The organism is Neoroseomonas oryzicola (genome assembly GCF_012163135.1).
Classification (GTDB): Bacteria; Pseudomonadota; Alphaproteobacteria; order Acetobacterales; family Acetobacteraceae; genus Neoroseomonas; species Neoroseomonas oryzicola.
Map to the genome: position 1 here is coordinate 66,746 of NZ_JAAVUP010000005.1, position 25,714 is coordinate 92,459.

General features: G+C 71.6%; 27 protein-coding genes. 8 read left to right on the forward strand and 19 right to left on the reverse strand.

What is annotated here, in order from left to right; translation table 11 throughout:
- Positions 1-10: 10 nt before the first annotated feature.
- From GWK15_RS17535 to glcF, 4 genes are all read right to left on the reverse strand, one after another.
- On the reverse strand, positions 11-964 hold the full coding sequence (locus tag GWK15_RS17535) for a 2-hydroxyacid dehydrogenase (RefSeq protein ID WP_168042662.1): 954 nt from the start codon (positions 962-964) through the stop codon (positions 11-13).
- 77 nt (positions 965-1,041) lie between these two features.
- Complete coding sequence (ada, locus tag GWK15_RS17540; protein ID WP_168042663.1) at positions 1,042-2,118, reverse strand: bifunctional DNA-binding transcriptional regulator/O6-methylguanine-DNA methyltransferase Ada; 1,077 nt, start codon at positions 2,116-2,118, stop codon at positions 1,042-1,044.
- A gap of 56 nt (positions 2,119-2,174) precedes the next feature.
- Positions 2,175-2,750 (reverse strand): tetratricopeptide repeat protein, encoded by a 576-nt coding sequence (locus GWK15_RS17545; RefSeq protein ID WP_168042664.1) that lies wholly within the window; start codon positions 2,748-2,750, stop codon positions 2,175-2,177.
- A gap of 47 nt (positions 2,751-2,797) precedes the next feature.
- Entirely contained in the window at positions 2,798-4,114 is a 1,317-nt protein-coding gene (gene glcF, locus GWK15_RS17550) for a glycolate oxidase subunit GlcF (RefSeq protein WP_168042665.1), read from the reverse strand.
- 108 nt (positions 4,115-4,222) lie between these two features.
- On the opposite strand from glcF, the gene GWK15_RS17555 reads away from it, so the two are divergent.
- Complete coding sequence (locus tag GWK15_RS17555) at positions 4,223-5,041, forward strand: bestrophin-like domain (RefSeq protein ID WP_168042666.1); 819 nt, start codon at positions 4,223-4,225, stop codon at positions 5,039-5,041.
- A 46-nt stretch (positions 5,042-5,087) separates the two neighbouring features.
- Positions 5,088-6,764: an ABC transporter permease gene (locus GWK15_RS17560; RefSeq protein WP_168042667.1), complete on the forward strand. Its 1,677-nt coding sequence runs from the start codon at positions 5,088-5,090 to the stop codon at positions 6,762-6,764.
- A 16-nt stretch (positions 6,765-6,780) separates the two neighbouring features.
- Here GWK15_RS17560 and bfr read toward each other — a convergent pair whose 3' ends face one another.
- The 8 genes from bfr to GWK15_RS17600 form a co-directional block, all read right to left on the reverse strand.
- Positions 6,781-7,269 (reverse strand): bacterioferritin, encoded by a 489-nt coding sequence (gene bfr, locus GWK15_RS17565; RefSeq protein ID WP_168042668.1) that lies wholly within the window; start codon positions 7,267-7,269, stop codon positions 6,781-6,783.
- An 87-nt stretch (positions 7,270-7,356) separates the two neighbouring features.
- Positions 7,357-7,536: a (2Fe-2S)-binding protein gene (locus tag GWK15_RS17570; RefSeq protein ID WP_168042669.1), complete on the reverse strand. Its 180-nt coding sequence runs from the start codon at positions 7,534-7,536 to the stop codon at positions 7,357-7,359.
- Positions 7,537-7,546: 10 nt separating this feature from the next.
- A complete protein-coding gene (locus tag GWK15_RS17575; protein WP_168042670.1) occupies positions 7,547-8,575 on the reverse strand; it encodes a Fe(3+) ABC transporter substrate-binding protein in 1,029 nt (342 codons plus the stop codon).
- A gap of 120 nt (positions 8,576-8,695) precedes the next feature.
- Positions 8,696-9,481 carry an HpcH/HpaI aldolase family protein gene (locus tag GWK15_RS17580; RefSeq protein ID WP_168042671.1) on the reverse strand — a complete coding sequence of 262 codons (786 nt, stop codon included), beginning with the start codon at positions 9,479-9,481 and terminating at the stop codon, positions 8,696-8,698.
- A gap of 56 nt (positions 9,482-9,537) precedes the next feature.
- A complete protein-coding gene (locus tag GWK15_RS17585; protein ID WP_168042672.1) occupies positions 9,538-10,446 on the reverse strand; it encodes a PHB depolymerase family esterase in 909 nt (302 codons plus the stop codon).
- A gap of 85 nt (positions 10,447-10,531) precedes the next feature.
- Positions 10,532-12,121 (reverse strand): cisplatin damage response ATP-dependent DNA ligase, encoded by a 1,590-nt coding sequence (locus GWK15_RS17590; RefSeq protein WP_209442276.1) that lies wholly within the window; start codon positions 12,119-12,121, stop codon positions 10,532-10,534.
- Entirely contained in the window at positions 12,118-13,161 is a 1,044-nt protein-coding gene (locus GWK15_RS17595; protein ID WP_168042673.1) for a ligase-associated DNA damage response exonuclease, read from the reverse strand. Before GWK15_RS17595 ends, GWK15_RS17590 begins: the two co-directional genes overlap by 4 nt.
- Before the next feature lie 39 nt (positions 13,162-13,200).
- On the reverse strand, positions 13,201-13,620 hold the full coding sequence (locus GWK15_RS17600; protein WP_168042674.1) for a DoxX family protein: 420 nt from the start codon (positions 13,618-13,620) through the stop codon (positions 13,201-13,203).
- Positions 13,621-13,739: 119 nt separating this feature from the next.
- Between GWK15_RS17600 and GWK15_RS17605 the strand changes: the two genes are divergently transcribed.
- The 3 genes from GWK15_RS17605 to GWK15_RS17615 are packed head-to-tail and all read left to right on the forward strand — an operon-like array spanning position 13,740 to position 17,405.
- The gene (locus tag GWK15_RS17605) at positions 13,740-16,286 is read left to right on the forward strand and encodes a ligase-associated DNA damage response DEXH box helicase (protein ID WP_168042675.1); all 2,547 of its coding nucleotides are present in this window, start codon (positions 13,740-13,742) and stop codon (positions 16,284-16,286) included.
- Positions 16,283-17,038, forward strand: a complete 756-nt coding sequence (pdeM, locus tag GWK15_RS17610; RefSeq protein WP_168042676.1) for a ligase-associated DNA damage response endonuclease PdeM — start codon at positions 16,283-16,285, stop codon at positions 17,036-17,038. Before GWK15_RS17605 ends, pdeM begins: the two co-directional genes overlap by 4 nt.
- A 19-nt stretch (positions 17,039-17,057) precedes the next feature.
- Positions 17,058-17,405, forward strand: a complete 348-nt coding sequence (locus tag GWK15_RS17615) for a GFA family protein (RefSeq protein ID WP_168042677.1) — start codon at positions 17,058-17,060, stop codon at positions 17,403-17,405.
- 83 nt (positions 17,406-17,488) lie between these two features.
- Here the strand turns inward: GWK15_RS17615 and GWK15_RS17620 are convergent, their stop codons facing one another.
- From GWK15_RS17620 to GWK15_RS17635, 4 genes are all read right to left on the reverse strand, one after another.
- Positions 17,489-18,472 carry a Bug family tripartite tricarboxylate transporter substrate binding protein gene (locus GWK15_RS17620; RefSeq protein ID WP_168042678.1) on the reverse strand — a complete coding sequence of 328 codons (984 nt, stop codon included), beginning with the start codon at positions 18,470-18,472 and terminating at the stop codon, positions 17,489-17,491.
- A gap of 23 nt (positions 18,473-18,495) precedes the next feature.
- Positions 18,496-19,050 (reverse strand): carboxymuconolactone decarboxylase family protein, encoded by a 555-nt coding sequence (locus tag GWK15_RS17625; RefSeq protein WP_168042679.1) that lies wholly within the window; start codon positions 19,048-19,050, stop codon positions 18,496-18,498.
- A complete protein-coding gene (locus GWK15_RS17630; RefSeq protein ID WP_168042680.1) occupies positions 19,047-19,859 on the reverse strand; it encodes an SDR family oxidoreductase in 813 nt (270 codons plus the stop codon). Before GWK15_RS17630 ends, GWK15_RS17625 begins: the two co-directional genes overlap by 4 nt.
- 135 nt (positions 19,860-19,994) lie before the next feature.
- Positions 19,995-20,189 (reverse strand): hypothetical protein, encoded by a 195-nt coding sequence (locus tag GWK15_RS17635; protein ID WP_168042681.1) that lies wholly within the window; start codon positions 20,187-20,189, stop codon positions 19,995-19,997.
- Positions 20,190-20,593: 404 nt separating this feature from the next.
- Between GWK15_RS17635 and GWK15_RS17640 the strand changes: the two genes are divergently transcribed.
- On the forward strand, positions 20,594-20,764 hold the full coding sequence (locus GWK15_RS17640) for a hypothetical protein (RefSeq protein ID WP_168042682.1): 171 nt from the start codon (positions 20,594-20,596) through the stop codon (positions 20,762-20,764).
- Positions 20,765-20,825: 61 nt separating this feature from the next.
- Positions 20,826-22,421, forward strand: coding sequence for an AMP-binding protein (locus GWK15_RS17645; protein ID WP_168042683.1), 1,596 nt, complete (start codon positions 20,826-20,828; stop codon positions 22,419-22,421).
- Positions 22,422-22,427: 6 nt separating this feature from the next.
- On the opposite strand, the gene GWK15_RS17650 is transcribed toward GWK15_RS17645, so the two are convergent.
- Positions 22,428-23,630, reverse strand: coding sequence for a Zn-dependent hydrolase (locus GWK15_RS17650; RefSeq protein ID WP_168042684.1), 1,203 nt, complete (start codon positions 23,628-23,630; stop codon positions 22,428-22,430).
- 139 nt (positions 23,631-23,769) lie between these two features.
- Here GWK15_RS17650 and GWK15_RS17655 point away from each other — a divergent pair, with 139 nt between their 5' ends.
- Complete coding sequence (locus tag GWK15_RS17655; RefSeq protein ID WP_168042685.1) at positions 23,770-23,979, forward strand: hypothetical protein; 210 nt, start codon at positions 23,770-23,772, stop codon at positions 23,977-23,979.
- Here GWK15_RS17655 and GWK15_RS17660 read toward each other — a convergent pair whose 3' ends face one another.
- Positions 23,980-24,753 (reverse strand): SDR family NAD(P)-dependent oxidoreductase, encoded by a 774-nt coding sequence (locus GWK15_RS17660; RefSeq protein WP_168042686.1) that lies wholly within the window; start codon positions 24,751-24,753, stop codon positions 23,980-23,982.
- On the reverse strand, positions 24,750-25,712 hold the full coding sequence (locus GWK15_RS17665) for a 3-hydroxyacyl-CoA dehydrogenase family protein (protein WP_168042687.1): 963 nt from the start codon (positions 25,710-25,712) through the stop codon (positions 24,750-24,752). Before GWK15_RS17665 ends, GWK15_RS17660 begins: the two co-directional genes overlap by 4 nt.
- Positions 25,713-25,714 lie beyond the last annotated feature (2 nt).

Genomic DNA, 25,714 nt, shown 5'->3' on the forward strand with positions numbered 1-25,714 from the left:
CCCACGGGCGTCAGGCCATCTCGGCCACCAGGTTCGCCGGCGCCCGCCCCGCGAAGAAGTCTTCAAGCGCGTCGAGCATGACCTGCGCCTGCGCCCGCTGCGCCGAAAGCGTGAAGGCCGCCATGTGCGGCGTCAGCACCGCGTTCGGCAGGGCGCGCAGGCGTTCGGGCACATGCGGTTCGTGCTCGAAGACGTCGAGGCCCGCGGCCGCGATCACCCCGTGTTCCAGCGCCTCGGTCAGCGCCGCTTCGTCCACCACCAGCCCGCGCGCGACGTTCACCAGCACGCCGTGCTTACCGAGCGCCGCGAGCACCTCGCGGTCGACGGCATGGCGGTTCGCCGCCGTCGCGCGCACCGCGACCACCAGCACGTCGCACCATTCGGCGAGGCCGCGCAGCGTCGGGTGGTAACCGTAGGCGATGCCCTCCCGCGGGGACCGTCCGTGGTAGCCGACCTCCATCTCGAAGGCGGCGGCCCGCGTCGCGACGCGCATGCCGATGGCGCCGAGGCCGTAGATGCCCATCCGCTGCCCGGCCAGGCCCGGCACCAGCGGCATGCGCTCCGCCTTGCGGTTCGGCCATTCCCCGGCGCGCAGCATCCGCTCGCCCTTGGTCATGTCGCGCGAAGCGGCGATGACGAGGCCCATGGCGAATTCCGCCACGCTCGTCGCATTCGCATCCTTCGCATGCGTCACCTGGATGCCCCGCGCCTTCGCCGCGGCGAGGTCCACGCCCTCATACCCCGTGCCGTAGCAGGCGATCAGGCCGAGATCGGGCAGCGCATCCATCAGCGCCGCATCGGTGCGGTGGCCGCCGATGGTGATCAGCGCGCGGGCGTGGCGCGCCTCGGGCGGGACGGTTTCCGGCCGCACGCCGCCGACGGGTCCGTGGACCTCGTAGAGCGCCTCGAGCCGGCCGCGCATGCGCGCGGAGACTCCGAAGGCGAGAAGGATCGGCTGAGGCATCGTGGCGGCTCCGGGCGCTGCGGGCGGCCAGTCTTCGCGGCCGCGATATTGCAGCGCAGCACGCCACGGCTGCGGGCTCAACCCCGCGCGCGGCCCGCCTTCTCGCCCGCGAGCAGCACGCGCTTGCGCTCCACCCCCCAGCGATAGCCGGTCAGGTCGCCATCCTTGCCCACCACGCGATGGCAGGGCACGGCGAGCGACACCTTGTTCTGCGCGCAGGCCCGCGCGACGGCGCGCGTCGCCCGCGGCTCGCCGATCTCGGCGGCGAGGCCGGAATAGGTCCGGGTCTCGCCCAGCGGGATCGCCCGCAGCGCGTCCCACACCCGTTTCTGGAATGCCGTGCCGCGCAGGTCGAGCGGCAGGTCCAGCGCCGCCCGCGGCTCGGCGACGAAGGCGACGACGCTGCGGATGATGTCCGCGAGGTCCTCGGGCGCATCGACGACCCGCGCCTTGGGGAAGCGCTGCATGACGTCGCCGCGCAGGCCGGCCTCGTCCTCCCCGAAGCCGATGAAGCAGACGCCCTTGTCGGTCGCGCCCACCATCAGCGGACCGAGGGCGCTGTCGGCGAGTGCGACGCGGATCAACTCGCCCGCCCCACCGCGCCGCGCGGCACCCGGCGTCATCCCAAGGGTGCGCGTCGTGTCCTCGTAGACGCGGCTCTCGCTGCCGAAGCCGGCCTCCGCGACCGCATCCGCGACCCGCGCGCCCGAGGCGAGCGCCGCCGACAGCCGGCGCGCCCTCACGCTCTCGGCGTAGGAACGCGGGGTGACGCCGACGATCTCGCGGAACAGCCGCAGGAAATGGTGCCGCGCATAGCCCGCGCGATCGGCGAGCGTCGCCAATGACGGGATCGTCTCGCTCTGCTCGATCAGGTCGCAGGCCGCGCGGATCGCCGCGGCATGGATGCCGGCGCGCTCGCCCTTGGGGTCGCAGCGCTTGCAGGCCCGGAACCCGGCAGCCTCGGCGGTGCCGACATCGGCAAAGAACCGGGTGTTCCGTCGCAACGGCGGGCGGGAGGGGCAGCCAGGCCGGCAGAACACCCCCTGCGTCGTGACCGCGTAGAGGAACGGCCCGCAGCCCGGCTTCGGGTCGCGGGCAAGGACGGCGGCCCAGCGGGCGGCGTCGGGATCGGCGGGCGGAAGGGCGTCGGGCATCGCTCCTCCTCCCATATGGGGCGCCGGGCAGCCATCCGCCCGTTGCGCCGGAGCACTCAGGTGGCGTCGCCCTCGGCCTTGCGGCGCAGTTCGCGCAGGCGCTGATCGCCGCCCGGCAGGCGAGGGTAGAGCGCCATCGCGGCTTCCAGGCTGCGCAGCGCCGCACGGGCGTCGCCGCGCTCCTCCTGCAGGATCGACAGGGTCATCAGCGCACCGAAATGCCGGGGCTCGAGGCGCAGCGCCTCCTGCAGGTCGCGCGCGGCAGCCGTAGCGTCGCCCAGCGCCGCATAGGCCTGGGCGCGCTGGTGCCAGGCCTCGGCCGAGGTCGGGGAGAGGATGATGGCGGCGTCGAAATCCTCGAGCGCCTCGTCATTGGTGCGCGCGGCCAGGTTGCGCGCGCCCCGGCGCAGCAGCAGGACCGCGGCGGGCGAGGCCTGCGCGACCCAGGCGGCGCGGATGCGGGACTCGACCATGGCGGCCGAGGCCTCGTCGGGGGCGGCCTTCAGCGCCTCGAACAGCGTGTCGAGGTCGGGGCGTGCGGCGTCCGCCCCGCGGCCGGCGGCCGGTCGCTGCTGCGCCAGCGCGAGGCCGGGAGCGGTCAGCAGGACCAGGAGGACAAGGACGGCGCGCATGGCGCCATGGTCCCCCCGGCGGGGGCGGCGGGGCAAGTGCCGCGTGATCACGCCGCCGCGCGGGCGCGCGCCACGGCCGCCGGTTCCGGCCCACCCGCCATCCAGTCCAGCAGTTCGACGGTGTGCACAGCCGGCAGCGCCCCGTCGCCGAGCTGCGTCAGGCAGCCGATATTGCCCGAGGCGATCAGCACCGCCCCGGTCCGCGCGATGTTGTCCTGCTTGCGCGCCTTGAGCCGCCCCGCGATCTCGGGCTGCAGCAGGTTGTAGGTCCCGGCCGAACCGCAGCAGATGTGGCTTTCCGCCGGTTCCTTCACGGCGAAGCCCGCGGCCTTGAGCAGCGCCTTGGGCTCGGCGGTGATCTTCTGGCCGTGCTGCAGCGAACAGGCGGCGTGGTAGGCGACCGTCAGGCCCGGCGCTTCGCGCGTCGGCGCGTAGCCGAAGCGGGTCAGCACCTCGCTGATGTCGGCGGCAAGGCCGGCGACCTTCGCGGCCTGCGCCGCCTCCGGCTCGCCGCGGAACATGAAGCCGTAGTCCTTCACCGTCGTCCCGCAGCCCGAGGCGTTGATGACGATGGCGTCGAGCCCCTCGCCCTCGATCTCGCGCGACCAGGCGGCGATGTTGGCGCGGGCGAAGCGCATCGCCGGATCGTGGTGGCCCATGTGGTGGTCCAGCGCGCCACAGCAGCCCTGGTCCTTCGTCACCACCACCTCGATGCCCATGCGGGTCAACAGGCGGATCGTCGCCTCGTTGATCGAGGGGGCGAGCACCTGCTGCGCGCAGCCCATCAGGATGCCGACGCGCCCGCGCCGCGGACCGATCGCCGGATGCACGCGCGGGCGTTCCACATCCGATGGCGAGGGCACCGAGGCCGGCGCCATGCGCAGCATCGCCCGCAGCCGCTGCGCCGTCGGCGAGGCACCCGGCACCAGCCCGGCAAAGGGCCGCGCGAACCAGGCGCCGAGCAGCGCCAGGCGGAACCGCGCCGGGTGCGGCAGCAGGAAGGAGAGCAGCCGGCGCAGCATCCGTTCGGCGCGCGGGCGTTCGTAGGTCCGGTCGATATAGGCCCGCGCATGGTCGACCAGGTGCATGTAGTTCACGCCCGAAGGGCAGGTCGTCATGCAGGACAGGCAGGACAGGCAGCGGTCGACATGGCGGACCACCTGCTCGGTCGCGGGCTTGCCGCCTTCGAGCATGTCCTTGATCAGGTAAATGCGCCCGCGCGGGGAATCGAGCTCGTCGCCCAGCAGCAGGAAGGTCGGGCAGGTCGCCGTGCACATCCCGCAATGGACGCAGGTCCGCAGGATGCGGTTGCTCTCGGCGGTATCCGGATCGGCAAGCTGCGCGGGCGAGAAATTCGTCTGCATGGGCCATTTCTAGGCGAGCCCGGCCCCCTTCGCCAGCAGCCCGGCCCGTGGACGCGACCGCCGGCCGCCGCCTATCGTCCGGGCAGGATCCAGGGGAGGCTCCGCCGCATGGTCTCGGTCGCGATCGTCGAAATCGCCGCCTACAGCGTCTTCGCCTTCGCGGGCCTGCTGCTCCTGGTCCAGTGGATCGCGAAGGAGGTCGGGTACCATTTCGGCCACCGCATCGCCGCCCGGAAGGAAAACCCCGGCGAGGGCGTCTCGGTCGTGGTCGGCGGCATGCTCGGCCTGCTCGCCTTCGTGCTGGCGCTGACCCTCTCCTTCTCCAGCGCCCGGTTCCAGGAACGGCGAGAAGGCACGCTGGCCGAGGCGAACGCGATCGGCACCGCCTGGCTGCAGGCGCAGGCGATCGGGCATCCCAGGGCGACCGAGATCGCCCGGCTGCTCGAACCCTATGCCGCCGCACGGCGGGATTTCGTGATGGCGGACCGGCTGTCCCCGCAGCTCGATGCGACGACCCGGCGCAGCAACGCCCTGCAATCCGAGATCTGGGGGCACATGACGGCGCTGGTGCGCGAGCGGCATGATCCGCTGGTGTCCTCGCTGATGAATGCGCTGAACACGACCTTCGACCTCGCGACCGCGGAACGCTTCGCCTTCGCGCTGACCTTCCCCCCGCAGCTCTTCTGGCTGCTGATCGGCATGTCGATGGTGTCCATGTCGGCCCTCGGCTTCCAGCTGGGGCTGCGACAGAGGCCGCTGCGCCTGCTGACCTTCCTGCTGCTGGGCATGTGGACGGCGACCATGACCGTCATCCTCGACATGGGCTCCGCCCGGGTCGGGTCGATCCGCGTCGGGGGCCAGGCCTATGACTGGACGATCCAGGGGTTCCAGGGGGGCGTGACGGTGCCGCCGCTGCCGGCGCGCTGAGGCACCCTCCCGCCCACCGGCGGGGCGTGCTATCGCGCCGCTGAGAATGGCTCGCAACGTCACCCTGGACGCCGCAACCGTGGCGCCCCCCGCCCCACAGCGCCGCCGGGCCCCCGCCTGGGCCTGGGGTTCGCTGCTGATCGCGGCCGCCATCACGGCGCCCCTCGTCGCCGTGATCCTGACCGCGGCGACGGTGCCCGGCGCCAGCTTCGTCCATATCGCGACCACCACCCTGCCGGAGATGCTGCGCAACTCGGCGCTGCTCGCGCTGCTGGTCGCGCTGATGGCCGGATCGGCGGGGGCGATCTCGGCCTGGATCGTCTCGACCTGCGAATTCCGCGGGCGCCGGATGCTCGAGGTCGCGCTGCTGCTGCCCATGGCCATGCCGGCCTATCTCTGCGGCTATGTCTACACGTGGCTGTTCGACGTGGCGGGACCGGCGCAGGAGGCGTTCCGCAGCCTGACCGGGCTGCGCTACGGGCAGTACTGGGTGCCCGAGATCCGCTCGCTCCCCGGCGCGGCGCTGATGCTCGCCATGGTGCTCTACCCTTACGTCTACCTGCTCTGCCGCGCGGCCTTCCTGCAGCAGAGCGTCTGCCTGCTCGAGGCCTCCCGCACCCTCGGGCACGGGCTGCCGCGCACCTTCCTCCATGTCGCGCTGCCGCTGGCGCGGCCCGCGCTCGCGGCCGGCATCGCGCTGGCACTGATGGAGACGCTCGCCGATTTCGGCACCGTGCAGCATTTCGGCGTGCGCACCTTCACCACCGGCATCTACGAGGCCTGGTTCGGCATGGACGACCGCGGGGCGGCGGCGCAGCTCTCCGTTGCGCTGCTCGGCTGTGTCTTCCTGCTGCTGGGGATCGAGCGCATCTCGCGCGGCGGGCGCCGCTTCCACCCCACCACGACCCGTCATCCGCCGCTGCGCCCGGTCCCGCTGCGCGGGTGGAAGGAAGCGGCGGCGATCGTGGCCTGCGGCATGCCGGTGCTGCTCGGCTTCGGGGTGCCGGCGGGGGCGCTGGCCTGGCTGGCCGCGACCACCGGCGACCCGCTGGCGGCGGAACGCTTCCTGCCCTTCGCGATCAATTCCCTGACGCTGTCGGGTGTGACGGCGGCAATCGCGGTGCTGCTTGCGGCCGCCATGGCCTGGGCGGCGCGGATGCATCCCTCCCCGCTGCGGCGGGCGGCGAACCGGGTGGCCGCACTCGGCTATGCGCTGCCCGGTTCGGTCATCGCGGTCGGGACGCTGGTGCCCTTCGGGCTGTTCGACAATGCGCTCGATGCCTGGATGCGGGCGCGGTTCGGCGTGTCGACCGGGCTGCTGCTGTCCGGGACCATGGCGGCGCTGGTCTTCGCCTATCTGGTGCGGTTCCTCGCCGTGGCGCTGTCGGCGGTCGAATCCGGGCTGGCGCGGCTGAAGCCCTCCTTCTTCGCCGCTGCCCGCGTCCTCGGCCGCACGCCCGGCCAGGCGGTCCGGGAGGTCGAACTGCCGCTCGCCCGCGGCGCGCTGATCACCGCCGCGGTGCTGGTCTTCGTCGACACCATGAAGGAATTGCCGGCGACGCTCATCGTCCGGCCCTTCGACTTCGATACCCTCGCGGTGCGGATCTACAACCTGGCGTCGGACGAACGCCTGGCGGAGGCCTCCACCGCCTCCCTGCTGATCGTGCTGGTGGGGCTGCTGCCCGTGATCGCGCTGACCCGGGCGATGCGCGCGCCCGACTGAGGCGCGCGCCCGCCGATCAGTGCTCCTGTTCCGGCGCGGCGGCCGAATTGAGCATCGTGTAGCGTTCGATCCCGATGCGCTGGATCAGGTCGAACTGGGTGTCGACGAAGTCGGCGTGCTTCTCCTCGTCGCGCAGGATCTCGGCGAACAGGTCGCGGGAGACGAAGTCGCGCACGGACTCGCAATAGGCGATCGCCTCGCGCAGGTCGGCGATGGCCTTCTCCTCGAGCTTCTGGTCGCATTGCAGGACCTCGAGCACCGACTGGCCGATCAGGACCGGGTTCAGCCGTTGCACGTTCGGATGCCCGCCGAGGAAGAGGATGCGCTCGATCAGCGCATCCGCATGCTTCATCTCCTCGATCGATTCCTCGTATTCGTGCTTGCCGAGCTTCGTCACACCCCAATGGCGCAGCATCCGCGCATGCAGGAAGTACTGATTGATTGCGGTGAGCTCGTTGGTGAGCTGGGTGTTCAGGTGCTCGACGACTTTAGGGTCGCGCAGCATGGCGTCTTCTCCATCCGGTAGCCGGAACGCACGACGACGCCCCGCGCGCCACGTTCCCGGGGCGCGCGGGGCGAAGTCAACTAACGATCAGGAGCGCGCGGCGGTCGCGGGCGCGCTGCGCAGCAGCTCGACGATGGTCTTGCAGCAGCAGCCGCACTGGGCGCCGCAGCCGCAGCCTTCGTAGACCTCGGCCGGGCGGCTCGCCCCGGCGGCGATGGCCGCGGCGATCTGCGCGTCGGTCAGCCGGTTGCAGTGGCAGACGACCACGGGCGGGGCCTCAGCGCCAGCCGGACCGCTGCATGATCTGCAGCGCCTGGGCGGCGCGCGCCGGATCGCGCAGCGGCTCGATGCCCTCGGCCCGGAACTCGCCCATGGACCGCAGCAGCGGGTGCATCGGCGCGCCCGGCACCGCCGGATATTCCATGTTGCCCTGGGCCAGGATCTCCTGCGCCTGGTCGGACACCAGGAATTCCAGGAAGCGGCGCGCGGCCTCGGGGTGGGGGGAGGTCTTCACCAGCCCGGCGCCGGAGACGTTCACATGCGTGCCGCGGTCGCCCGCCGCCTGGTTCGGGAAGATCACGCCGATCCGCGCGAACAGCGCCTGGTCCTCCGGCCGCTCGGACTTGCCGACATGGCCGAGGTAGTAGGTGTTCGAGATCGCGATGCGGCACTGGCCCGAGGGCAGCGCGCGGAACTGGTCGCGGTCCCCGCCCTGCGGCGGGCGCGCGAGGTTCGCCGCGACGCCGCGCGCCCAGGCCTCGGTCGCCGCCTCGCCATCCGCGGCGAGCATGCTGGTCGCCAGCGCGATGTTGTAGGGGTGGTTCGAGGCGCGGACGCAGATCTGCCCGCGGAAGCGTGGATCGGCGAGGTCCTCGTAGCGGTTCAGCCCTTCCGGGCGACCCGCCTGCTTGTCGTACATGATGACGCGGCCGCGCATCGTGATGGCGAACCATTCGCCGTTCGGATCCCGCAGCCCGGCCGGCACGCGCTGGTCGATCACCTGGCTGTTGTAGCGCTGCAGGACGCCGGCCTGCTCCGCACGGGCGAGGCGCGTCGCGTCCACGGTGATGAAGACATCGGCGGGGCTGTTCGCGCCCTCGGCGCGGATGCGCGCCACCAGCTGGTCGGCATCGGCCTGGATGGTGCGGACGCGGATGCCCGTCGCGCGGGTGAACGCCTCATAGAGCTGGGCGTCGGTGTCGTAGTGCCGCGCCGTGTAGACGTTGATCTCCGGCTGCTGTTGCTGCGCCTGCGCGAGGGCGGGCACGGCGACGGCAGCGAGCGCGAGCAGATGGCGACGGAACATCGGGAACCTCGTCCTGGTATGGAACGGGGCATATGCCAGTTGCGATCCGCTCGCAAGTTCAAATGCGATTAATTCGCAAAATCTAGTATGGAGGGGCGGCGGCCCGCCCCTCCCCGGCCGCTACTTCTGCAAGCCGCGCAGGAACTTCGCCCGCGCCCCGCCCCCGGCCATCAGGAAGGCGTGGTCCGACCCGCTCAGCAGGAAGCGTGCGCCGAGCGCGATGTAGTCCGGTGCCACCTTCTCGTCGTAGACGCCGCCCATGCCCATGTGCTTGCCCACCGCCTTGCAGGCCGCGGCGACCTTGGCATAGGCCGCGCGCACGTCCGGATGGCCGATCTGCCCCGCGATGCCCATCGAGGCCGTGAGGTCCGAGGTCCCGATCATCAGCGCGTCGATGCCCGGCACGGCGGCGATGGCCGCGGCGTTCTCGACGGCCTGCGGCGTCTCGATCATCACCGTGATCAGGATCTCGTCGTTCAGTTCGCGCTGCGCCGCGGCGGTGTCGGCCACCACGAAGCCGTACTGCGCCGGCGGGCCGCCCCAGGAACGTTCACCGACCGGCGGGTAGCGGAAGGCGCGCGCGACGGCCTCGGCTTCCTCCTTGGTGTCGATATGCGGCACCACCACGCCCATGGCGCCGTTGTCGAGGCAGCGCGTGCCCTCGAACAGCGCGTCCTTGCAGCAGCGCACGATCGGCGTGACGCCCTGGCTCAGCGCGGCCATGCACATGCGCGTGGCGTCATCGACGCTCATCGCGCCGTGTTCCATGTCGATGAACAGCCAGTCGAAGCCCGAGACCGCGGCGATCATGCCGACGGCGGGCGTGCGGAGGTGATGCACACCGAAGCCGAGGGCGAGTTCCCCCTTCTCGAGGCGGCGGCGGGCAAGGTTGGGCGCGAGCGGCATGGGCGTTCCCCGGTGTTTCGTTGGCCGGCCGAGCGCACCACGCGCCGCCGGGCCGGTCAATTCGGGGCCAAGCCGAAGAAGGCGAGGATCTCCGTGCTCGCATGGACGGCCTGCGTCGGCGGGCCGACGATGCGTTCCGGCAGGCGGGACGTGCTGCCCGGCCAGGCATGGCCGCCGCCGCGCACCTCGATGAAGGCGACGCGCGCGCCGGGGCGGCAGGGCGCGTAGTCGGTGCGCCAGGCGCTGGTGCCGTCGGCCGGGCCGGGATGCGGCAGCGGGCGCGGCGTGCCGGCGCCGGCGCAACCTTCCCGTGCGGCCCAGAACCGCGCGGCCTCGGTCGCGCCCATGATGCGCCCCACCGCGCGCGGCGCGGTGCCATCGGCGCCGACCAGGCGGTCCTCCGTGCCATGGATCAGCAGGACCGAGAGCGGCCGCCCAGGACGGCACTGCCGCGACAGCCCCTCCCCCGTCGTCGCGCCGACGATCGCGATGCCGGCGACGAGGTCGTGCGCCTCGCAGGCCAGCCGCGCCGCCATGAAGCCGCCATTCGACATGCCCGCGACGAACACGCGCGCCGGATCCGCACCGTGGCGCGAAGCCATCGTCGCCACCAGCGACCGCAGGAAGGCGACGTCGTCCACCCCGTCGCGATCCGCCGGCGTCATGCCCCGCCCCGAGGCCCAGGACCGCCGGTGCCCGTCCGGCGCGGCGACGATGAACCCGCCCGGACGGATGCCCGCTTCGCGCAGGATCTGCGCGCCCGTCCCGAACCGGCCATGCAGCAGGATCAGCAGTGGCAGCGGGCGGTCGGCGCGCGGTGCGAGGACTTCGACGCTGCGCGCCTCGGCCCCGGCGCGGAGCGTGATGGTCTCGGCTCGCGCGGCGACTGCAGCCAGCAGCACCGACAGCACGGCGAGGAGACGAAGGGGCACCATGCAATCGAGCGTAACGAGCAGACGCGTCACGCGGCGTCTCGAAGGGTAACGGAAGGCGGAGGGGCGCCGCCCCTCCGCACCACCCCGCCAAAGGCCGAAAGGCCTTTGGAAACCATCACCGGGGGTGGTTCTCGACCAGGGCGAGGACGGTCTCCAGGCGATCCGCCTCCTCGACCGGCTTGTCGCGGCGAATCCGCGCGATGCGCGGGAAGCGCAGCGCCACGCCGGATTTGTGCCGCGACGACAATTGCGCGGCGTCGAAGGCGACCTCGAAGACGATGCCCCGATCCACCTCCCGCACCGGGCCGAAGCGGTTGATCGTGTTGTTGCGGATCCAGCGATCCAGCCAGGCCAGTTCCTCGTCCGTATAGCCGGAATAGGCCTTGCCGATCGGCACCAGTTCCCCGTCCTCCCGCCACACGCCGAAGGTGTAGTCGGAATAGAAGGAGGACCGCTTCCCATGCCCGCGCTGCGCATACATCAGCACGGCATCGACGGTGAGCGGATCGCGCTTCCACTTCCACCACAGCCCCTTCACGCGGCCCGCCACATAGGGCGCATCGCCGCGCTTGAGCATCAGCCCCTCGATCGAAGCCGCCCGCGCCCCGTCCCGCAGCCGCGCCAGCGCATCGAGGCTGTCGAAGGCGACCAGCGGCGAGACATCCATCCGCGCCGGCGCCACCCGCCCGTGCCAGGCCTCGAGCCGCGCGCGACGCGCGTCGAAGGGCAGCGGGCGCAGATCCTCCTCCCCGTCGATCAGGATGTCGTAGAGCCGCACCGCCGCCGGATGCTCCTTCAGCATCCGCGCCGTCACGCTCTTGCGGTTCAGCCGCTGCTGCAGGTCGGCGAAGGGCGCGACCTCCTCCCCGCGCATCACCAGCAACTCGCCGTCCAGCACGGCGTGGAACTCCATCGCTGCGAGGATCTCCGGGAAGGCCGCCGAGATGTCCTCCCCGCCGCGCGAGAAGAGTTTGCGCCCGCCCGGCCCGGCGGTGAGCTGCACGCGGATGCCGTCCCACTTCCACTCGGCGCGCCAGTCCTCGGCACGCAAGGCGGCGATGTCCGTCTCCTCGAGCGGATGGGCCAGCATCAGCGGGCGGAAGACCGGTGCCTCGCGCGGGTCGGGCCGCGGCGCCTGGCCCGACAGCCATTGGAACAACGACGCATAGGGCGGTGCGACGCCGTGCCAGACCTCCTCGATTTCCTCGACGGCGACGCCCGACCATTCGGCCAACGCGACGCGCGCGAGCCGCGCCGAGACGCCGACGCGCAGCCCGCCCGTCACCAGCTTGATCAGCGCGAGCCGCGCGCCGGCATCGAGCGTGTCGAGCCAGCCGGCGAGCACTGCCGGGATCTCGGCCTTGGGCGTGGTCTCGAGCGCCTCCACCACTTCCGAGAGCAGCGGCGGGGGCGCGTTCACGCCGGCGCGCGGCCGCCAGATGAGCGCGACGGTCTCCGCCAGGTCGCCGACATAGTCGTAGGACATCCGCCACAGCTCGGGATCGGTCCGCGCGGCGACGATCTCGCGGATCATCGCGGGCTTGGCGGCGGAGAAGGTCAGCTCCTCGGTCAGCGCCGCGAGGCCGATGCCGCGTTCCGGGTCCGGCTGGTCCGCGAACCATTGCCGCAGCAGCGCCAGCTTCGCGTTGCGCCCCGGCGTGAAGACCAGGCGTTCCAGGAGTTCGGCGAAGGCCGGCAGGCTCATGCCGCGGGTTCCTCGGCGGGGATGTCCTCCTCCTCCTCGCCAAGGCCGACGAGATGCAGGGCACGGCCCTTGATGCCGCGCTGCGCCAGGGCGTGGATCAGCGCGTCCTCCCGCCCATGCGTCACCCAGACCTCGGGGGCCTGGACCTCAGTGCAGGTCGCGAGCAGCTCGTCCCAATCCGCGTGGTCGGAGATCACAAGAGGCAGTTCCACGCCCCCCTGCTTCGCCCGCTGCCGCACGCGCATCCAGCCGGACGCCACGGCGACGACCGGTTCGGCGAGCCGCCGCGCCCACCGATCCGCGACTGCCCCCGGCGGCGCTAGCACGATCGCGCCCTTCAGCTCGTCCTTCTTCGCGACCGTCGCCGGTCGCAGCGGGCCGAGCGGAACGCCGAGCTCCTCATAGGTCCGGCACAGCGCCTGGTGCGCCCCGTGCAGGTGGATCGGCCGGTCCCAGCCGGCCTGGCGCAGCATGGCGATCAGCCGCTGGCATTTCCCGAGCGAATAACAGCCGACGACATGCGTGCGCTCCGGGAACAGCGCGACCGATCGCAGCAGCCGCGCCATCTCGGCCTCCGGCGGCGGATGGCGGAACACTGGCAGGGCGAAGGTCGCCTCGGTGACGAACAGGTCGCAGGGCTCGACCTCGAAGCCCGTCGCGGTCGGGTCGGCCTGGCGCTTGTAGTCGCCCGAGACCACCGCCCGCGACCCGCGCCATTCCATGCAGACCTGCGCGGACCCCAGCACATGCCCCGCCGGCCGCAGCCAGACCCGCACGCCGTTGACGTCCAGCGCGTCCCCGCAGCGCAGCGCCTGCTGGGTGGCCCCGGCCCGGCCCTCGCCCATGCGTGCCGTCATGATGGCAAGCGTCTCGCGCGTCGCGAGGACATGGGCGTGGCCCGGGCGGGCGTGGTCTGAATGGCCGTGGCTGATCACGGCGCGGTCGACAGCACGGGTCGGGTCGATGAAGAAGCCGCCGGGCTCGCAGAAGAGCCCGGCGGGCGTTACGCGCAACCAGTCCTGGGGATGCGGGGCAGCCATGGCGCCAAAGGTGCGCCGGCCAGCCCGGCGATCAAGCCCTCAGGCGGGAACCAGCAGGAAGAAGCGGCCGAACCGCGCCTTCTCCTGCTTCCAGGCATTTACGGCCAACGCCACGGAGGTCACGCCCCAGAACACCAGGTACTCGACGCCACCCAGGTTCCACAGCCAGCCCGCGCCCTTGGTCATGACGGTGGCATAGACCGCGATCGCCATGATCCCGGCCGAGACGAAGCCGAGCCACTTCACCATGACGTTCAGGGTCAGGCCGACGAGGCAGGCGGTTTCGGCGGCGATGGCGAGGTAGAGCATCACCTCCCCATAGGGCAGCACCCGGCCGAAGAAGGCCGCGGACCCCGCCATGTTGCCGAGCTTGAAGAGGATGTGCGGCGCATAGAACAGGCCGCACATGAGCCTCACGACCACCACCGGATCGGTCAGGTCGAAATCGGATTTGCGCATCGGTCGGATCTCCCATCCTCGATGGATGTGCGGCTTCCTTGCGCCTCCGTTCCGCTCGGCGGTTTGTTGCAGCGCAAACGGCTTTCGCGGCCGATGAATGATCGCCATAGTGCCGGCGAATGAGAACATTACCGGAACCGTTTGCCGGCTGGTTCGCCGGGCGCGGCTGGACGCCGCGGCCCCACCAGCTTGCGTTGCTGGACGCCGCGGCACGGGGCGAGCACGTGCTGCTGCTCGCGCCGACCGGCGGCGGCAAGACGCTGGCCGGGTTCCTGCCCTCCCTCGTCGACCTCGCGGGCACGCCGCGGGATGGGCTGCACACGCTCTACATCTCCCCGCTCAAGGCGCTGGCGGTCGACATCGCGCGCAACCTGACCGCACCGGCGGCCGAGATGGGCCTGCCCATCACGATCGAGACCCGCACCGGCGACACCCCGGTGAACCGCCGCCAGCGCCAGCGCGAACGCCCGCCCAACCTGCTGCTGACCACGCCCGAGAGCCTGACCCTGCTGCTCTCCCTCCCCGACGCTCCGGAGATGTTCGCGGGCCTGTCGGCGATCGTGGTGGACGAGGCGCATGCGCTGGCCGGCACCAAGCGCGGGGACCAGTTGGCGCTGTGCATGTCGCGCCTGGGGATGCTCGCGCCCGCGGCGCGGCGGGTCGGGCTGTCGGCGACCGTCGCGCATCCCGACCTGCTGCGCGCCTGGATCTCCCCCACTGCCAAGGCCGACGATGTCCGCCTGATCCAGACCAAGGGCGGGGCGGCGCCGGTCTTCGACCTGCAACTGCCCGAAGGCCGCCTGCCCTGGGGCGGGCATATGGGCCTCGCCTCGGCGCCGGAGATCTACCGGCGCATCGAGGCCGCCCGCGTCACCATCGTCTTCGTCAACACCCGCGCCCAGGCGGAACTGATCTTCGCCGCGCTGTGGCGGCTGAACGAAGCCGCGCTGCCCATCGCCATGCATCACGGCAGCCTCGAGATCGGCCTGCGCCGGAAGGTCGAGGCCGCGATGGCCGAAGGCCGGCTGCGCGGCGTGGTGGCAACCGCCTCGCTCGACCTCGGCATCGACTGGGGCGACGTCGACCAGGTGATCCAGGTGGGCGCGCCCAAGGGCGTGTCCCGCCTGCTGCAGCGTGTCGGTCGCGCCAATCACCGCATGGACGAACCCTCCCGCGCCGTGCTGGTTCCCGCCAACCGCTTCGAGGTGGTGGAATGCGTCGCGGCGACCGAGGCGGTGGAGGCCGGCGACCTCGACGGCGAGCCGCCGCGGCCCGGCGGGCTCGACGTGCTGGCGCAGCACGTGCTGGCCATGGCCTGTTCCGCGCCCTTTCGCTCCGACGATCTCTACGCCGAGGTCACCCGCGCCGGCCCCTATGCCGCGCTGACGCGGCGCGATTTCGACGACGTGGTCGGCTTCGTCGAGGATGGCGGCTACGCGCTTGCCGCCTATGACCGATTCCGCCGCCTGTTCCGCGACGCGGAAGGCTTCCTGCACATCCGCGGCCAGGCGGCGGCGCGGCAACTGCGGATGAACCTCGGCACCATCGTGGAGCAGCCGCTGCTCAAGGTCCGCCTGCGCGGCGGCGGCGTGCTGGGCGAGGTGGAGGAGTATTTCGTCTCCACCCTCGAGCCCGGCGACTGCTTCCTCTTCGGCGGGCAGGTGCTGCGCTACGAAAGGCTGGATCCGGCCGCGATCATCGTCTCCCGCGGCGGCGAGGGCGAGCCGCGCGTGCCGGTCTATGGCGGCAGCCGGATGCCGTTGACGACCTACCTGGCCTCCCGCGTGCGGGCGATCCTGCACGACCCGCGGCGCTGGAAGCACCTGCCCGAGCCGGTGAAGGAATGGCTGCGCCTGCAGCGGCTGAAGTCCGAACTCCCCCCGCGCGACGGGCTACTGGTCGAGACCTTCCCGCGCGGCGGCAAGTGGTTCCTCGTTGCCTACACCTTCGAGGGCAAGCTCGCGCACCAGACGTTGGGAATGCTGGTGACGAAGCGGATGGAACGCCTCGGCATGGGCCCGCTCGGCTATGTCGGGACCGACTACGTGCTCGCCATCTGGTCCGCCTTCGAGCCGAAGGACGTCGCCGCCCTGTTCACCGAGGACATCCTGGGCGACGAGATGGAGGAATGGCTGGCCGAGTCCTCCATGCTGCGGCGGACCTTCCGCAACATCGCGACGATTGCCGGCCTGATCGAGAAGACCCACCCGGGAGCCGAGAAATCCGGCCGCCAGATGACGATGAATTCGGACCTGATCTACGACGTGCTCCGCCGCCACCAGCCCGACCACATCCTGCTGCGCGCCACGCGCGCCGAGGCGGCGCAGGGCCTGACCGACATTGCCCGCATCGCGACGTTGCTCGCCCGCGTGCAGGGGCGCATCCGGCATCGCGCCCTGAAGCAGGTCTCGCCCCTGGCCGTCCCGGCGCTGATCGAGGAAGGCCGCGAATGGGTCGCCGGCGGCGCGGAGGATGCGCTGCTCGCCGAGGCGGCAGCCCTCGTCGAGGATGCGACCGACGGCGCCGAGCATTTTGCCGAGACGCTGGCCGAGGTCACGGAATCCGTCCCGGTCCGCGGCACCTCGGTCGCGCGGGCCAAGTCGCGCGACCGGCGGCGGGGCGGCCGCTACATCCGCAGCACGCCCAAGATGGTGAGCGGCCGATGATCGCGGCCCCCATCCACATCGCCGGGGAGCGGCTCATGCTCGACCCCGCCGGCGTGCTGCACTGGCCGGCGCGGCGGCTGCTCTGCGTCGCCGACCTGCATTTCGAGAAGGGCAGCGCCCTCGCCACGCGCGGCCGGCTGCTGCCGCCCTACGACACGCGGGAGACGATCGCACGGCTGCTGCCGCTGCTGCGCCGCTACGGCCCGCGCCACATCGTCTTCCTGGGGGATTCCTTCCACGACGCCGAAGGGTCCGCCCGCATGGCCGAGCCCGACCGGACGGCGCTGCTCGCGGCCTTCGCAGGCATCGAGGTCACCTGGGTCGCCGGCAACCACGACCCGACGCCTCCCGCCGGGTTGCCCGGCGCCGCGGTGGAGGAACTGCGCGACGGCCCGCTGGTCTTCCGCCACATACCGCAGCCGCGCGCGACGGGGGAAATCGCGGGCCACCTGCATCCGCGCGCGACCGCGCCGACGCGCGCCGGCGGCGTGGCCCGGCCCTGCTTCGTGAGCGACGGAAGGCGCGTGCTGATGCCGGCCTTCGGCGCCTATACCGGCGGACTCGATGCCGGCGACCCCGCGATCGCCACGCTGTTTCCCCGCGGCGGCCGGGCCTTCCTGATCGGCAGCGAGCGGCTCTACTCTTTCCCCCTGGCGCCGCGGCGGGCGAGCCTGCCGAAGGACCTCACGAGCTTCGGCAGCGGCCAGGCGGAGCTGCCGCTGTCGGTGACCGCCAGGCTGCGCAACGGCTGACACCAGCGGAGGACGCGACATGGCCTATGACGGAAGCTGCCATTGCGGCGCGGTCACCTTTTCCGTGGAGGGCGACGCGCCGACCCAGGCGCTGTCCTGCAACTGCTCGATCTGCCGCAGGAAGGGGCTGTTGCTGACCTTCGCGCCGCGCAGCAGCCTGACGCTTCGCGGGCAGGAGGCGCTGAAGGCCTACCTCTTCAACACCCACAAGATCGAGCACCAGTTCTGCACAACCTGCGGCGTGGAACCCTTCGCCTTCGCCGCCGCACCGGATGGCACGCCCTCGGTCGCGATCAACCTGCGCTGTTTGCCGGCCGTTGATCTCGATACGCTGGAGATCCAGCGCTTCGACGGCGCCAGCCGCTAGCGTCCCGCCCGTGAAGTTCGCCGGATGTCCGGCGAACGGAGCGGATTAGCAGGTCACTGGACACTGGCGCCGCCGGACGCCCGTCACCCCGCGGTGATGTTCGCCTGCTGGGCGATCCGCCGCCAGTTCTCGGTCTCCCGCGCGACGCGGTCGGCGAGCGCCTCGGCGGTGCTCGGCGCGACGAGTGCGCCGGCCTGGAAGGCGCGGTCGCGCAGCGCCTGGTCGGCCAGGACCTCCCGCAGCTTCTCCGACATCATGGCCACCATCGGCGCCGGCACGCCGCGCGGCGCGAAGACCGAGAACCAGACATTGAGGTTGAGGTCCGGCATGCCCTGCTCGGCGGCGGAGGGAATGTCGGGCATGCCAGGATGCCGCTCGTTCGACGACACGCACAGCGCGCGCAGCTTGCCGTCGCGCACCAGCGGCGTCAGCGGCGGCGGCGAGTTCATGTAGAACTGGATGCGCCCCGCGATCAGGTCGCGGATGGTCTCCCCCGTGCCGCGATAGGGCACGTGCACCAGGTCGATGCCGGCGCGGTGCTTGAGGTATTCCGTCCCCATGTGGTGCATCGAGCCGTTGCCGGCGGAGGCGTAGTTCATCTCCCCCGGCTTCTGCTTCGCCAGCGCGATGAACTCCTGCAGCGTGTTCGCCGGCACCGTCGGATGCGTGACGAACAGCTGGGGCGTGTCGGTGATCTGGCCCACCGCCTGGAAGTCGCGCGTCGGCACGATGTCCCCGATGCCGCCGATGGCCGGGCGCGCGGTCATGGTCGCGCAGTAGCCGCACAGCAGCGTGGTGCCGTCCGGGGTCGCGCGGAGCACCGATTGCAGCCCGACCACGTCGTTCCCGCCCGGCCGGTTCTCGACCACCATGGTGGCGCCGAGGGCGCGGCCGAAGGAGTCCGCGACGAGACGGGCGGAGAAGTCCGTGCCGCCACCCGCCGGCGAGGGCACGACGAGGGTGATCGTCCGCCCCGCGAGGCTCCCCTGTGTCCAGCCGAGGCGCGGCGCGGCAAGGGTAGCGAGCCCGGCGCCGAGCGCGGCCCGGCGCGATGTCGTGATGGTCATTCCTGGCGTTTCCCGGTTGTTGTTCAGGTGGCGTCGGGGAAGGGCTTCGGCGCGGGCACCGGCACCTCCCCGACATTCAGGATGAAGGACAGCAGCGTGTAGTAGCCGAGCACGGTCAGCAGCTCGACGAAGCGCGCCTCGCCCAGCGCGTCGCGGCCGGCGGCGAAGTCGGCGTCGTCGAGGCGACCGCGGTCGAGCACCGTGTTCGACAGGCGCCAGACCAGCTGCTCGGTCGCATCGGCGAATCGCGGATCCTCGCCCTGGCGCAGCCGTTCGAGCGGCGCGGGATCGACGCCGGCCTTCACCGCGATGGGGTGATGCGCGAACCATTCGAACTGCGCCTGCCACCGGCGTGAAACGGTGAGGATCGCGATCTCCCGCAGCCGATCATCCAGCAGGCCGGAGAAGCGCAGCCCCGCGCCGAGCCGCTGCACCGCGTCCGCCACGGCGGGCGCGCGCAGCAGCACCGTGAAGGGGCCGATCACCCCACCGCGCGGACCCGCGGTCATGGCGGCGACGACGGCGCGCTGCGCCTCGTCCAGCGCCTCGGCCGGAAGTTCGGGGAAGCGCGCGCTCATGCGCCTGCGCCCGGCATCATGGCGGACATGCCGCCATCGACGACGATCTCGGTGCCGGTGATGTAGCGCGCCTCGTCCGAGGCGAGGAACAGCACGGCGTGCGCCACGTCCCAGCCGGTCCCCATCTTGCCGGTCGGCACCTGCGCGTCGCGCTTGGCGATGAGCGTCGCGGCGTCGTTCGCGCCGAGCTGGCGCAGCAGGCGGTTCTCGACCAGCGGGGTGTGCATCAGGCCGGGGATGACGACGTTGCAGCGCACGCCCTTGCGCGCCTGGTCCATCGCGACCGACCTGGTCAGGCCGATCACGCCCATCTTCGACGCCGAATAGGCGATGTGCGGGCGGTCGCCGCTCATGCGCAGCGCGGCGATGGAGGCGATGTTCACGATCGCCGCCGTCTCGCGTTCCCGCAGGTAGGGCAGCGCGTGCTTGCAGCCGAGGAAGGCGCTGCGGAGGTTGATGTCGAACTGGCGGTCCCAGACCTCCTCGGACATCGTCTCGGCGCTGCCGGGGGCCGAACCGCCCACGTTGTTCACCAGGATGTCGAGGCGCCCGAAGGCGGTGATCGCGGCCTCGACGGCGGCCTTCACAGAACCGGATTCCGTCACGTCCGCGACATGCGCGACGGCGCGGCCGCCTTCCTTCTCGATGATGCCGACCGTCTCGGCGACCGCCTCGGGGTTGTTGTCGATGCAGAAGACCGCGGCGCCCTGGCGCGCGAAGAGCACCGCCGTCGCCTTGCCATTGCCCCAGCCCGGACCGACCGAGCCGGCGCCGGTGACGATGGCGACCTTGCCTGTGAGATCGAGCACGCTTCCTCCGATGCCGTTCTGCTTGCCGCGTTGGTAGACGCGAGGCCAGGACGCAGCAAGGCGCCCCGCCCGGTCATGCCCGGCAGGGTCGTCGGAAGGCGCAGTCCGGCCGGGGCATCGCGCCCCGGCCGGACGTCAGTTGCGCGGCGGGTCGGCCAGCAGCGCGAGCACGGCGTGCAGCAGCCGCACCTGGTCGGTCCGCCCCTGTTCATGCGCCAGGGCAAGGTTCAGTTCGACCGCGGCGGCCGCGTTGCGGAGCGGATCGGCGCCCCGGTCCGATGGCTCGAACGGCGCGCCCCACCGGAGGCTGCGATCGGCGACGTGGTTCATCGGTGTCCCCCACCATCCAATGTCCGAAGGACGACCCGGCATCCCCCTGCCGGCCCGCCCCCGCGAGAGAGGAGGATGCGCATCGAGTCGCGCCTTGCACACTGTCCCGTGAGCGGATTGCGCCGGTGACGCGAATTTCGCGCCAGCTGTTGCACCAAAGACTCACCATTGCGTGACCGACCCACACCCCAGGGCGATCAGGCGGCGCCGAAACGCACGCGGAGCGTGCAAATCATACATTAATCTTTTCCGCATTCGGCTGGCGTGCTTGCAATGGTTGTCGGCACCATCGACTCCGCCCAACCGGGCGAGTCCAGCATCGTAAGCACCACCTCAAGTATCTAATACTTTGCGTCGAGCGGCCTTAACGCGTCGGTCAGGATGCTTCAGCACTATGGGCGAGCATGACATCGCTGATCGCCGATCCTCAAGTCGCAGTTTCTCTTGCACGAGAATTTTATTTGATCTTTTGTGAACAGCATCGATCGAGCATCGATGCACCCTTCGCAGCAGCACCGTCCGGCTGGATCGCCCCCCTCGATCCGGCCGGACGTCAAGGACAGGTGGACGGATGAAGCGCGCACCCCCCGGCGCGATGTCCATGCCGTCCCGGCGCCCCCCACGCCGGGCCGTGCCATGAACGCGCACCCCCAAGGCATTCCTGGCCTTTCCCGCGGCATCGGCATCGCCGAGGCCAGCTGCGACAGGTGGGCCGACGGCTCCGGCCGCCTCGCCGTGCTGCACCGTCGCGCCGATGGCTCCGAGGAGCGCGTCACCTTCGACGCCCTCCGCTCCACCTCGGCCCGCCTGGCCGAGGTGCTGCGCGGCTACGGCGTGAAGCGCGGCGACCGCGTCGCGACGCTGCTCAAGCCCGGCCCCGATGCGGTGGTCTCGCTGCTCGCGGTGTTGCGGGCCGGGGCGATCGCGGTCCCGCTCGGCCACGCGCTGCGCCATGCCGCCCTCGCCCATCGTCTGCGGGACTGCGGCGCGGTCGCGCTGATCACCGACGATGGCGGGCTCAGCGACATGGAGGGGATCGTCCCCGGCCTGCCGTCGCTGCGCTTCGTGATCTCGGCCGGGGCGCCGGCGGTCAACGCCCTGTCGCTCTGGACCGAAGCCCAGCGCGCCGCGGCCGACGCGCCCGGCGCACCGGTTTCGGCCGAGGATCCGGCGCTGATCCTCTACGGCACGGACCAGGCCGGGCGGCCGCACGGCGTGCTGCACGCGCATCGCGCGCTCGCCGCCCAGGTCCCGGGCTTCGCGCTGCTGCACGAAGGCCTGCCGGCCGAGGGCGATCTGCTCTGGACGGAATGCGACTGGGCCGCCGCGGCGACCTGGCTCGATACCGTGCTGCCGGCGCTTAGCCTCGGCGTGCCGGTGCTCGCCCACGCCGTGCCGGCCACCGAGCCGGCCCGCATCCTCGAGGCCCTGGCGCGCGACGGCGTGCGCAATGCCGTGTTCTCGCCCGCCACGCTGCGGCGCCTGATGGAAGCCGGCGCCGACGCCGTGCCGGACGGGCTGCGGTTGCGCAGCCTCGCCACCTGGGGCGGGGCGCTCGGTCAGGATGTCATCGACTGGGCGGGCGCGGCCTTCGGCGCGCCGCTCAACGACTGCCTGTCGCGGCCAGAATTCGGCATCCTGCTCTGCACCTCCTCGCGTCTTGCGCCGGCGCGCGCCGGGCGGCTGGGCGGCGCGGCGCCGGGGCGGACCGTCGCGATCCTCGACGCCGAGGGCCACGAGGTACCCGCCGGCCGCTGCGGCGAGATCGCCCTGCGCCGCCCGGATCCCGGCCTGTTCGTGGGCTACTGGAAGGGTGCGGAGGTGCCGCCCGCCTCGGACCACGGCAGCCCCTGGGTGCTGACCGGCGAGACCGGCTTCGTCGACACCGAGGGATGCGTATCGACCGTCCCCCTGCCCGTCGCCGCATCTCGCCATGCCGAGGTGGAGACCTTCCTCCTCGCGCATCCGGCGGTGGCGCGGGCGACGGTCATCGGGCCGGGCGGGCTGCCCTTCGGTCCGGAGTCCACCGCCATCGTCGTGCCGCGCCAGGGCACGGTGCCGGGCCCGGACCTCGCGGATGAGCTGCGCGGCTTCCTGCGCGCCCGGCTGTCGAGCGAAGTCTGCCCGCGCCGCGTCGCCTTCGCGCTGGACCTGCCGCCGCCGGGGCTCGGGCTGATGCCCGCCGCCCTCGGCAAGGCAGTCGGGCTCGGCGGCGGCCCGGCGGAAGGGTGAGGCGGCTCAGGCGGAGAGGAACCTCTCCGCCGCGCTGCCCAGGACCTCGCAGCACAGCGCCAGGTCCTCCTCCTTCGTGTCCTCCGCCCAATGGTGGCTGATGCCGCCGATCGAGGGCGTGAACAGCATCGCCGCCGGCATGCGCTTGGCGATGTACTGCGCGTCGTGGCCGGCGCCCGAAGGCATGCGCGTCCACGCCCCCGGCGCGAGGTCCTGCGCCGCGGCCTCGAGCGCGGCCATCATCGCCGGGTCGCAGATCGCCGGCGTGGCGCGCGACTTCTGCGTCAGCGTCGCCGGGCACTTCTCGCGCCGGTTGCTCTCCTGCACCAGGCGGCGGAGCGTCTGCTCCATCCGCTCCAGCACCGGGACGGCCACGTCGCGGAATTGGAACAGCACCTCGGCCGAGCCGGGAATGATCGACGGTGCACCGGGTTCGAGCACGATGCGCCCCGTCGTCCAGGTCGAACGCTCGCCGCAGACGCGGGGGAATTCCTGGTCGATGGCCGAGAGAAGGCGGACGGCCGAAAGACCGGCATCCTTGCGCTCGGCCATGGTGGTGCCGCCGGCGTGGTCCTGCTGGCCCTCGAAGCGGATCAGCCATTGCCAGATGGCGACGATGCCGGTGACGACGCCGACGCGCAGGCCCTGAGATTCCAGGTTCGTCCCCTGCTCGATGTGCATCTCGAAGAAGCCCTTGTGGCGGCCGGGCTCGAGCTGCATGCGCGGCTTGCCGGCGAGGCCCGCGGCGGCGAGCGCCTCGCGCAGCGGCTGGCCGTCGTTGCGGCTGCGGGAACGGTCGATCTCCTCCTCGGACAACTCGCCGATGATGGAGCGGGAGCCGAGGAAGCCGCCCTCGAAATGGCCTTCCTCGTCAGCGAAGGCGCAGACATCGACCGGCAGGCCGGCGCGCGCCAGCGCCACGCCCGCGACGACGCCGAGCGCGCCGTCCAGCCAGCCGGCCTGGTTCTGGCTCTCGATATGGCTGCCGACCAGCAGGTGCGGGCCCGGCCCCTTGTGGCGACCATAGACATTGCCGATGCCGTCGATCGAGGCCTCGAGCCCGCAGGCGGCGAGCTTCTCCACCAGCCAGTGGCGGCTTTCCATGTCCTGCGGCGAATAGGTCGGCCGGTGCACGCCGGTCTTGTAGGCCCCGATCTTGCGGAGGTCGTTCAGGTCCTTGAGGAACTGCTGGGTATCGATACGCGCCATGACGAGGCCCCTTCGGATTCCGGCCCATGCTGCGGCGCGAAATCCATCGCGGCAAGCCGGGCCTTAACCGGATCGCAACACCACCCACGCTTTTGTTGGGGGGCCGCAAATCGCGGCTTTGGTGTCGGAGAGGCCGAAAATGACCGACCTGGCTTATGTCCCCCGTCAGCCCGAGCGCGTCGATTCCGTCGCGCTGCTGCAGTCCAACCAGGGCGCGGAACTGCATCTGCGCAGCCAGACGGGCGCGCTGCTGCGCGTGCCGCTCGGCGATGCGGACCACCTCAAGGGTCTTGCGGCGCTCGCGATGATGGCGGGCGCCCTCGGCAGCCTGGCGGCGAAGCCCGCCTGATCACCGGCTCTCGAGCGTCAGCCCGCCATCGACCACGACCGTCTGGCCGGTGACCATCGCGGCGCCGGCCAGCAGGAAGACCATCACCTCCGCGAGGTCCTCGGGCTGGCAGCGGCGCTTGAGCAGGGCCTTGTCGGCGCTGGCCTGGCGGCGCTCCTCGGTCCATTCCACCATCCAGGTGGAATCGACCGCGCCAGGTGCGATGGCGTTGACGCGCACCTCCGGTGCCAGCGACCGCGCGAGGTTCTTGGTCAGGTTGATCACCCCGGCCTTGGTCGCGCCATAGGCCATCGAGGATCCCGGGCTGTCGAGGCCGGCGATCGACGCGACGCTCACCACCGCGCCGCGCGCCGCCTTCAGCGCCGGCGCCGCGGCCTTGGTGCAGCGGAAGACGCCGAGGAGGTTGACCTTCAGCACGGTGTCCCACAGCTCGTCGGTCAGGCGATCGAGTTCCTGCGGGCGGATGATGCTGCGCGTGCCGGGCGTGCCGGCATTGTTCACCAGGTAGTCGAGGCGGCCGAGGTCGCGCACCGCCTGTTCCACCATCCGCGGCCCGTCCTGCGCGCAGCCGACATCGCCCGGCGCCGCGATCACGTCCAGGCCCGCGGCCTTGAGCCGCGCCACCTGCTCCGCACCGCGCGCATCGTCCGCGAGGTGGTTGATCGCCACCTTGCAGCCATTGGCGGCCAGCATCTCGACCGTCGCGAGGCCGATGCCCGAGGCACCGCCTGTGACGAGCGCCGTCTTGCCCTTGAGGTCGTAGCGGGCGGTCATGCGTCGCGCTCCAGTCCTGCCATGGTGCCGATGTCGCGGAGCGCCTTGCGCAGCGCCAGCAGGCGGCGGTCGCGCTCCTCGAACAATGTCGCGGGGTCCTTGCCGCCCCAGTCGTAGAAGCCCGCGCCGGACATGACGCCGGTCGTCCCGGCGGCGACCAGCTTGTCGAGGCTCTCGCTGTGCCCGCGCACCTCGGGCGGCGTGTACATCTTGTTGCGCAGCGCGTGCTGCATCATCGGCAGGCCGGTGAAGTCAGCCTTGGCGAGCACGCCCAGGATCGGCAGCCGCAGCGCGATGCCGTGGATGATGGCGGCATCGATCTCCTCGGGCGTCGCCACGCCGTCGTCGAGCAGTTGCTGCACCTCGAGCCCGATCGCCGATTGCAGGCGGTTGGCGATGTAGCCGGGGACGAATTTCCGCATGACGATGGGCTGCTTGCCCATGGCGGCGCACATGGCGCGCACCGTCTCGATGCAGGCGGGATCGGTTTCCGGCCCGCCGACGATGTCCACCAGGTCCACCAGGTAGGGCGGCGTGTACCAGTGGGCGATCAGCGTGCGCCTCTGCCGCGCTGCCGGCATCAGCGGGAAGATGTCGAGGTAGGAGGTGTTGGAGGCGATGATCGCATCCTTCGGCGCCACCGCGTCGAGTTGCGCGTAGAGGGTGCGCTTGGCGTCTGGGTTCTCGACGATCGCCTCGACGATCAGTTCCGCGCCCTCGACGCAATCGGCGAGGCTTTCGTGCCGCGTCACCGCCTGGGCGAGATGGGCGGAAGTCCAGCCTTCGGGCGCCTCGCCCGCCGCGGCGAGCGTCGCGAGCGCCTTCTCCATCAGCCCCTGCGCCTTGGCGAGCGTCGCGGGACTGCTGTCGGTCAGACGCACCGAATGCCCGCCAAGGGCGAAGACCAGCGCGAGGGCATGGCCCATCGTACCGGCACCGAGAACTGCGACGCGGGACATGT

Excerpts from the sequence above, each read along its gene's own strand:
- GWK15_RS17535 (WP_168042662.1), bottom strand. The coding sequence starts at position 964 with ATGCCTCAGCCGATCCTTCTCGCCTTCGGAGTCTCCGCGCGCATGCGC.
- ada (WP_168042663.1), bottom strand. The coding sequence starts at position 2,118 with ATGCCCGACGCCCTTCCGCCCGCCGATCCCGACGCCGCCCGCTGGGCC.
- GWK15_RS17545 (WP_168042664.1), bottom strand. The coding sequence starts at position 2,750 with ATGCGCGCCGTCCTTGTCCTCCTGGTCCTGCTGACCGCTCCCGGCCTC.
- glcF (WP_168042665.1), bottom strand. The coding sequence starts at position 4,114 with ATGCAGACGAATTTCTCGCCCGCGCAGCTTGCCGATCCGGATACCGCC.
- GWK15_RS17555 (WP_168042666.1), top strand. The coding sequence starts at position 4,223 with ATGGTCTCGGTCGCGATCGTCGAAATCGCCGCCTACAGCGTCTTCGCC.
- GWK15_RS17560 (WP_168042667.1), top strand. The coding sequence starts at position 5,088 with ATGGCTCGCAACGTCACCCTGGACGCCGCAACCGTGGCGCCCCCCGCC.
- bfr (WP_168042668.1), bottom strand. The coding sequence starts at position 7,269 with ATGCTGCGCGACCCTAAAGTCGTCGAGCACCTGAACACCCAGCTCACC.
- GWK15_RS17575 (WP_168042670.1), bottom strand. The coding sequence starts at position 8,575 with ATGTTCCGTCGCCATCTGCTCGCGCTCGCTGCCGTCGCCGTGCCCGCC.
- GWK15_RS17580 (WP_168042671.1), bottom strand. The coding sequence starts at position 9,481 with ATGCCGCTCGCGCCCAACCTTGCCCGCCGCCGCCTCGAGAAGGGGGAA.
- GWK15_RS17590 (WP_209442276.1), bottom strand. The coding sequence starts at position 12,121 with ATGAGCCTGCCGGCCTTCGCCGAACTCCTGGAACGCCTGGTCTTCACG.
- GWK15_RS17595 (WP_168042673.1), bottom strand. The coding sequence starts at position 13,161 with ATGGCTGCCCCGCATCCCCAGGACTGGTTGCGCGTAACGCCCGCCGGG.
- GWK15_RS17600 (WP_168042674.1), bottom strand. The coding sequence starts at position 13,620 with ATGCGCAAATCCGATTTCGACCTGACCGATCCGGTGGTGGTCGTGAGG.
- GWK15_RS17605 (WP_168042675.1), top strand. The coding sequence starts at position 13,740 with ATGAGAACATTACCGGAACCGTTTGCCGGCTGGTTCGCCGGGCGCGGC.
- pdeM (WP_168042676.1), top strand. The coding sequence starts at position 16,283 with ATGATCGCGGCCCCCATCCACATCGCCGGGGAGCGGCTCATGCTCGAC.
- GWK15_RS17615 (WP_168042677.1), top strand. The coding sequence starts at position 17,058 with ATGGCCTATGACGGAAGCTGCCATTGCGGCGCGGTCACCTTTTCCGTG.
- GWK15_RS17620 (WP_168042678.1), bottom strand. The coding sequence starts at position 18,472 with ATGACCATCACGACATCGCGCCGGGCCGCGCTCGGCGCCGGGCTCGCT.
- GWK15_RS17625 (WP_168042679.1), bottom strand. The coding sequence starts at position 19,050 with ATGAGCGCGCGCTTCCCCGAACTTCCGGCCGAGGCGCTGGACGAGGCG.
- GWK15_RS17635 (WP_168042681.1), bottom strand. The coding sequence starts at position 20,189 with ATGAACCACGTCGCCGATCGCAGCCTCCGGTGGGGCGCGCCGTTCGAG.
- GWK15_RS17640 (WP_168042682.1), top strand. The coding sequence starts at position 20,594 with ATGACATCGCTGATCGCCGATCCTCAAGTCGCAGTTTCTCTTGCACGA.
- GWK15_RS17645 (WP_168042683.1), top strand. The coding sequence starts at position 20,826 with ATGAACGCGCACCCCCAAGGCATTCCTGGCCTTTCCCGCGGCATCGGC.
- GWK15_RS17650 (WP_168042684.1), bottom strand. The coding sequence starts at position 23,630 with ATGGCGCGTATCGATACCCAGCAGTTCCTCAAGGACCTGAACGACCTC.
- GWK15_RS17655 (WP_168042685.1), top strand. The coding sequence starts at position 23,770 with ATGACCGACCTGGCTTATGTCCCCCGTCAGCCCGAGCGCGTCGATTCC.
- GWK15_RS17660 (WP_168042686.1), bottom strand. The coding sequence starts at position 24,753 with ATGACCGCCCGCTACGACCTCAAGGGCAAGACGGCGCTCGTCACAGGC.
- GWK15_RS17665 (WP_168042687.1), bottom strand. The coding sequence starts at position 25,712 with ATGTCCCGCGTCGCAGTTCTCGGTGCCGGTACGATGGGCCATGCCCTC.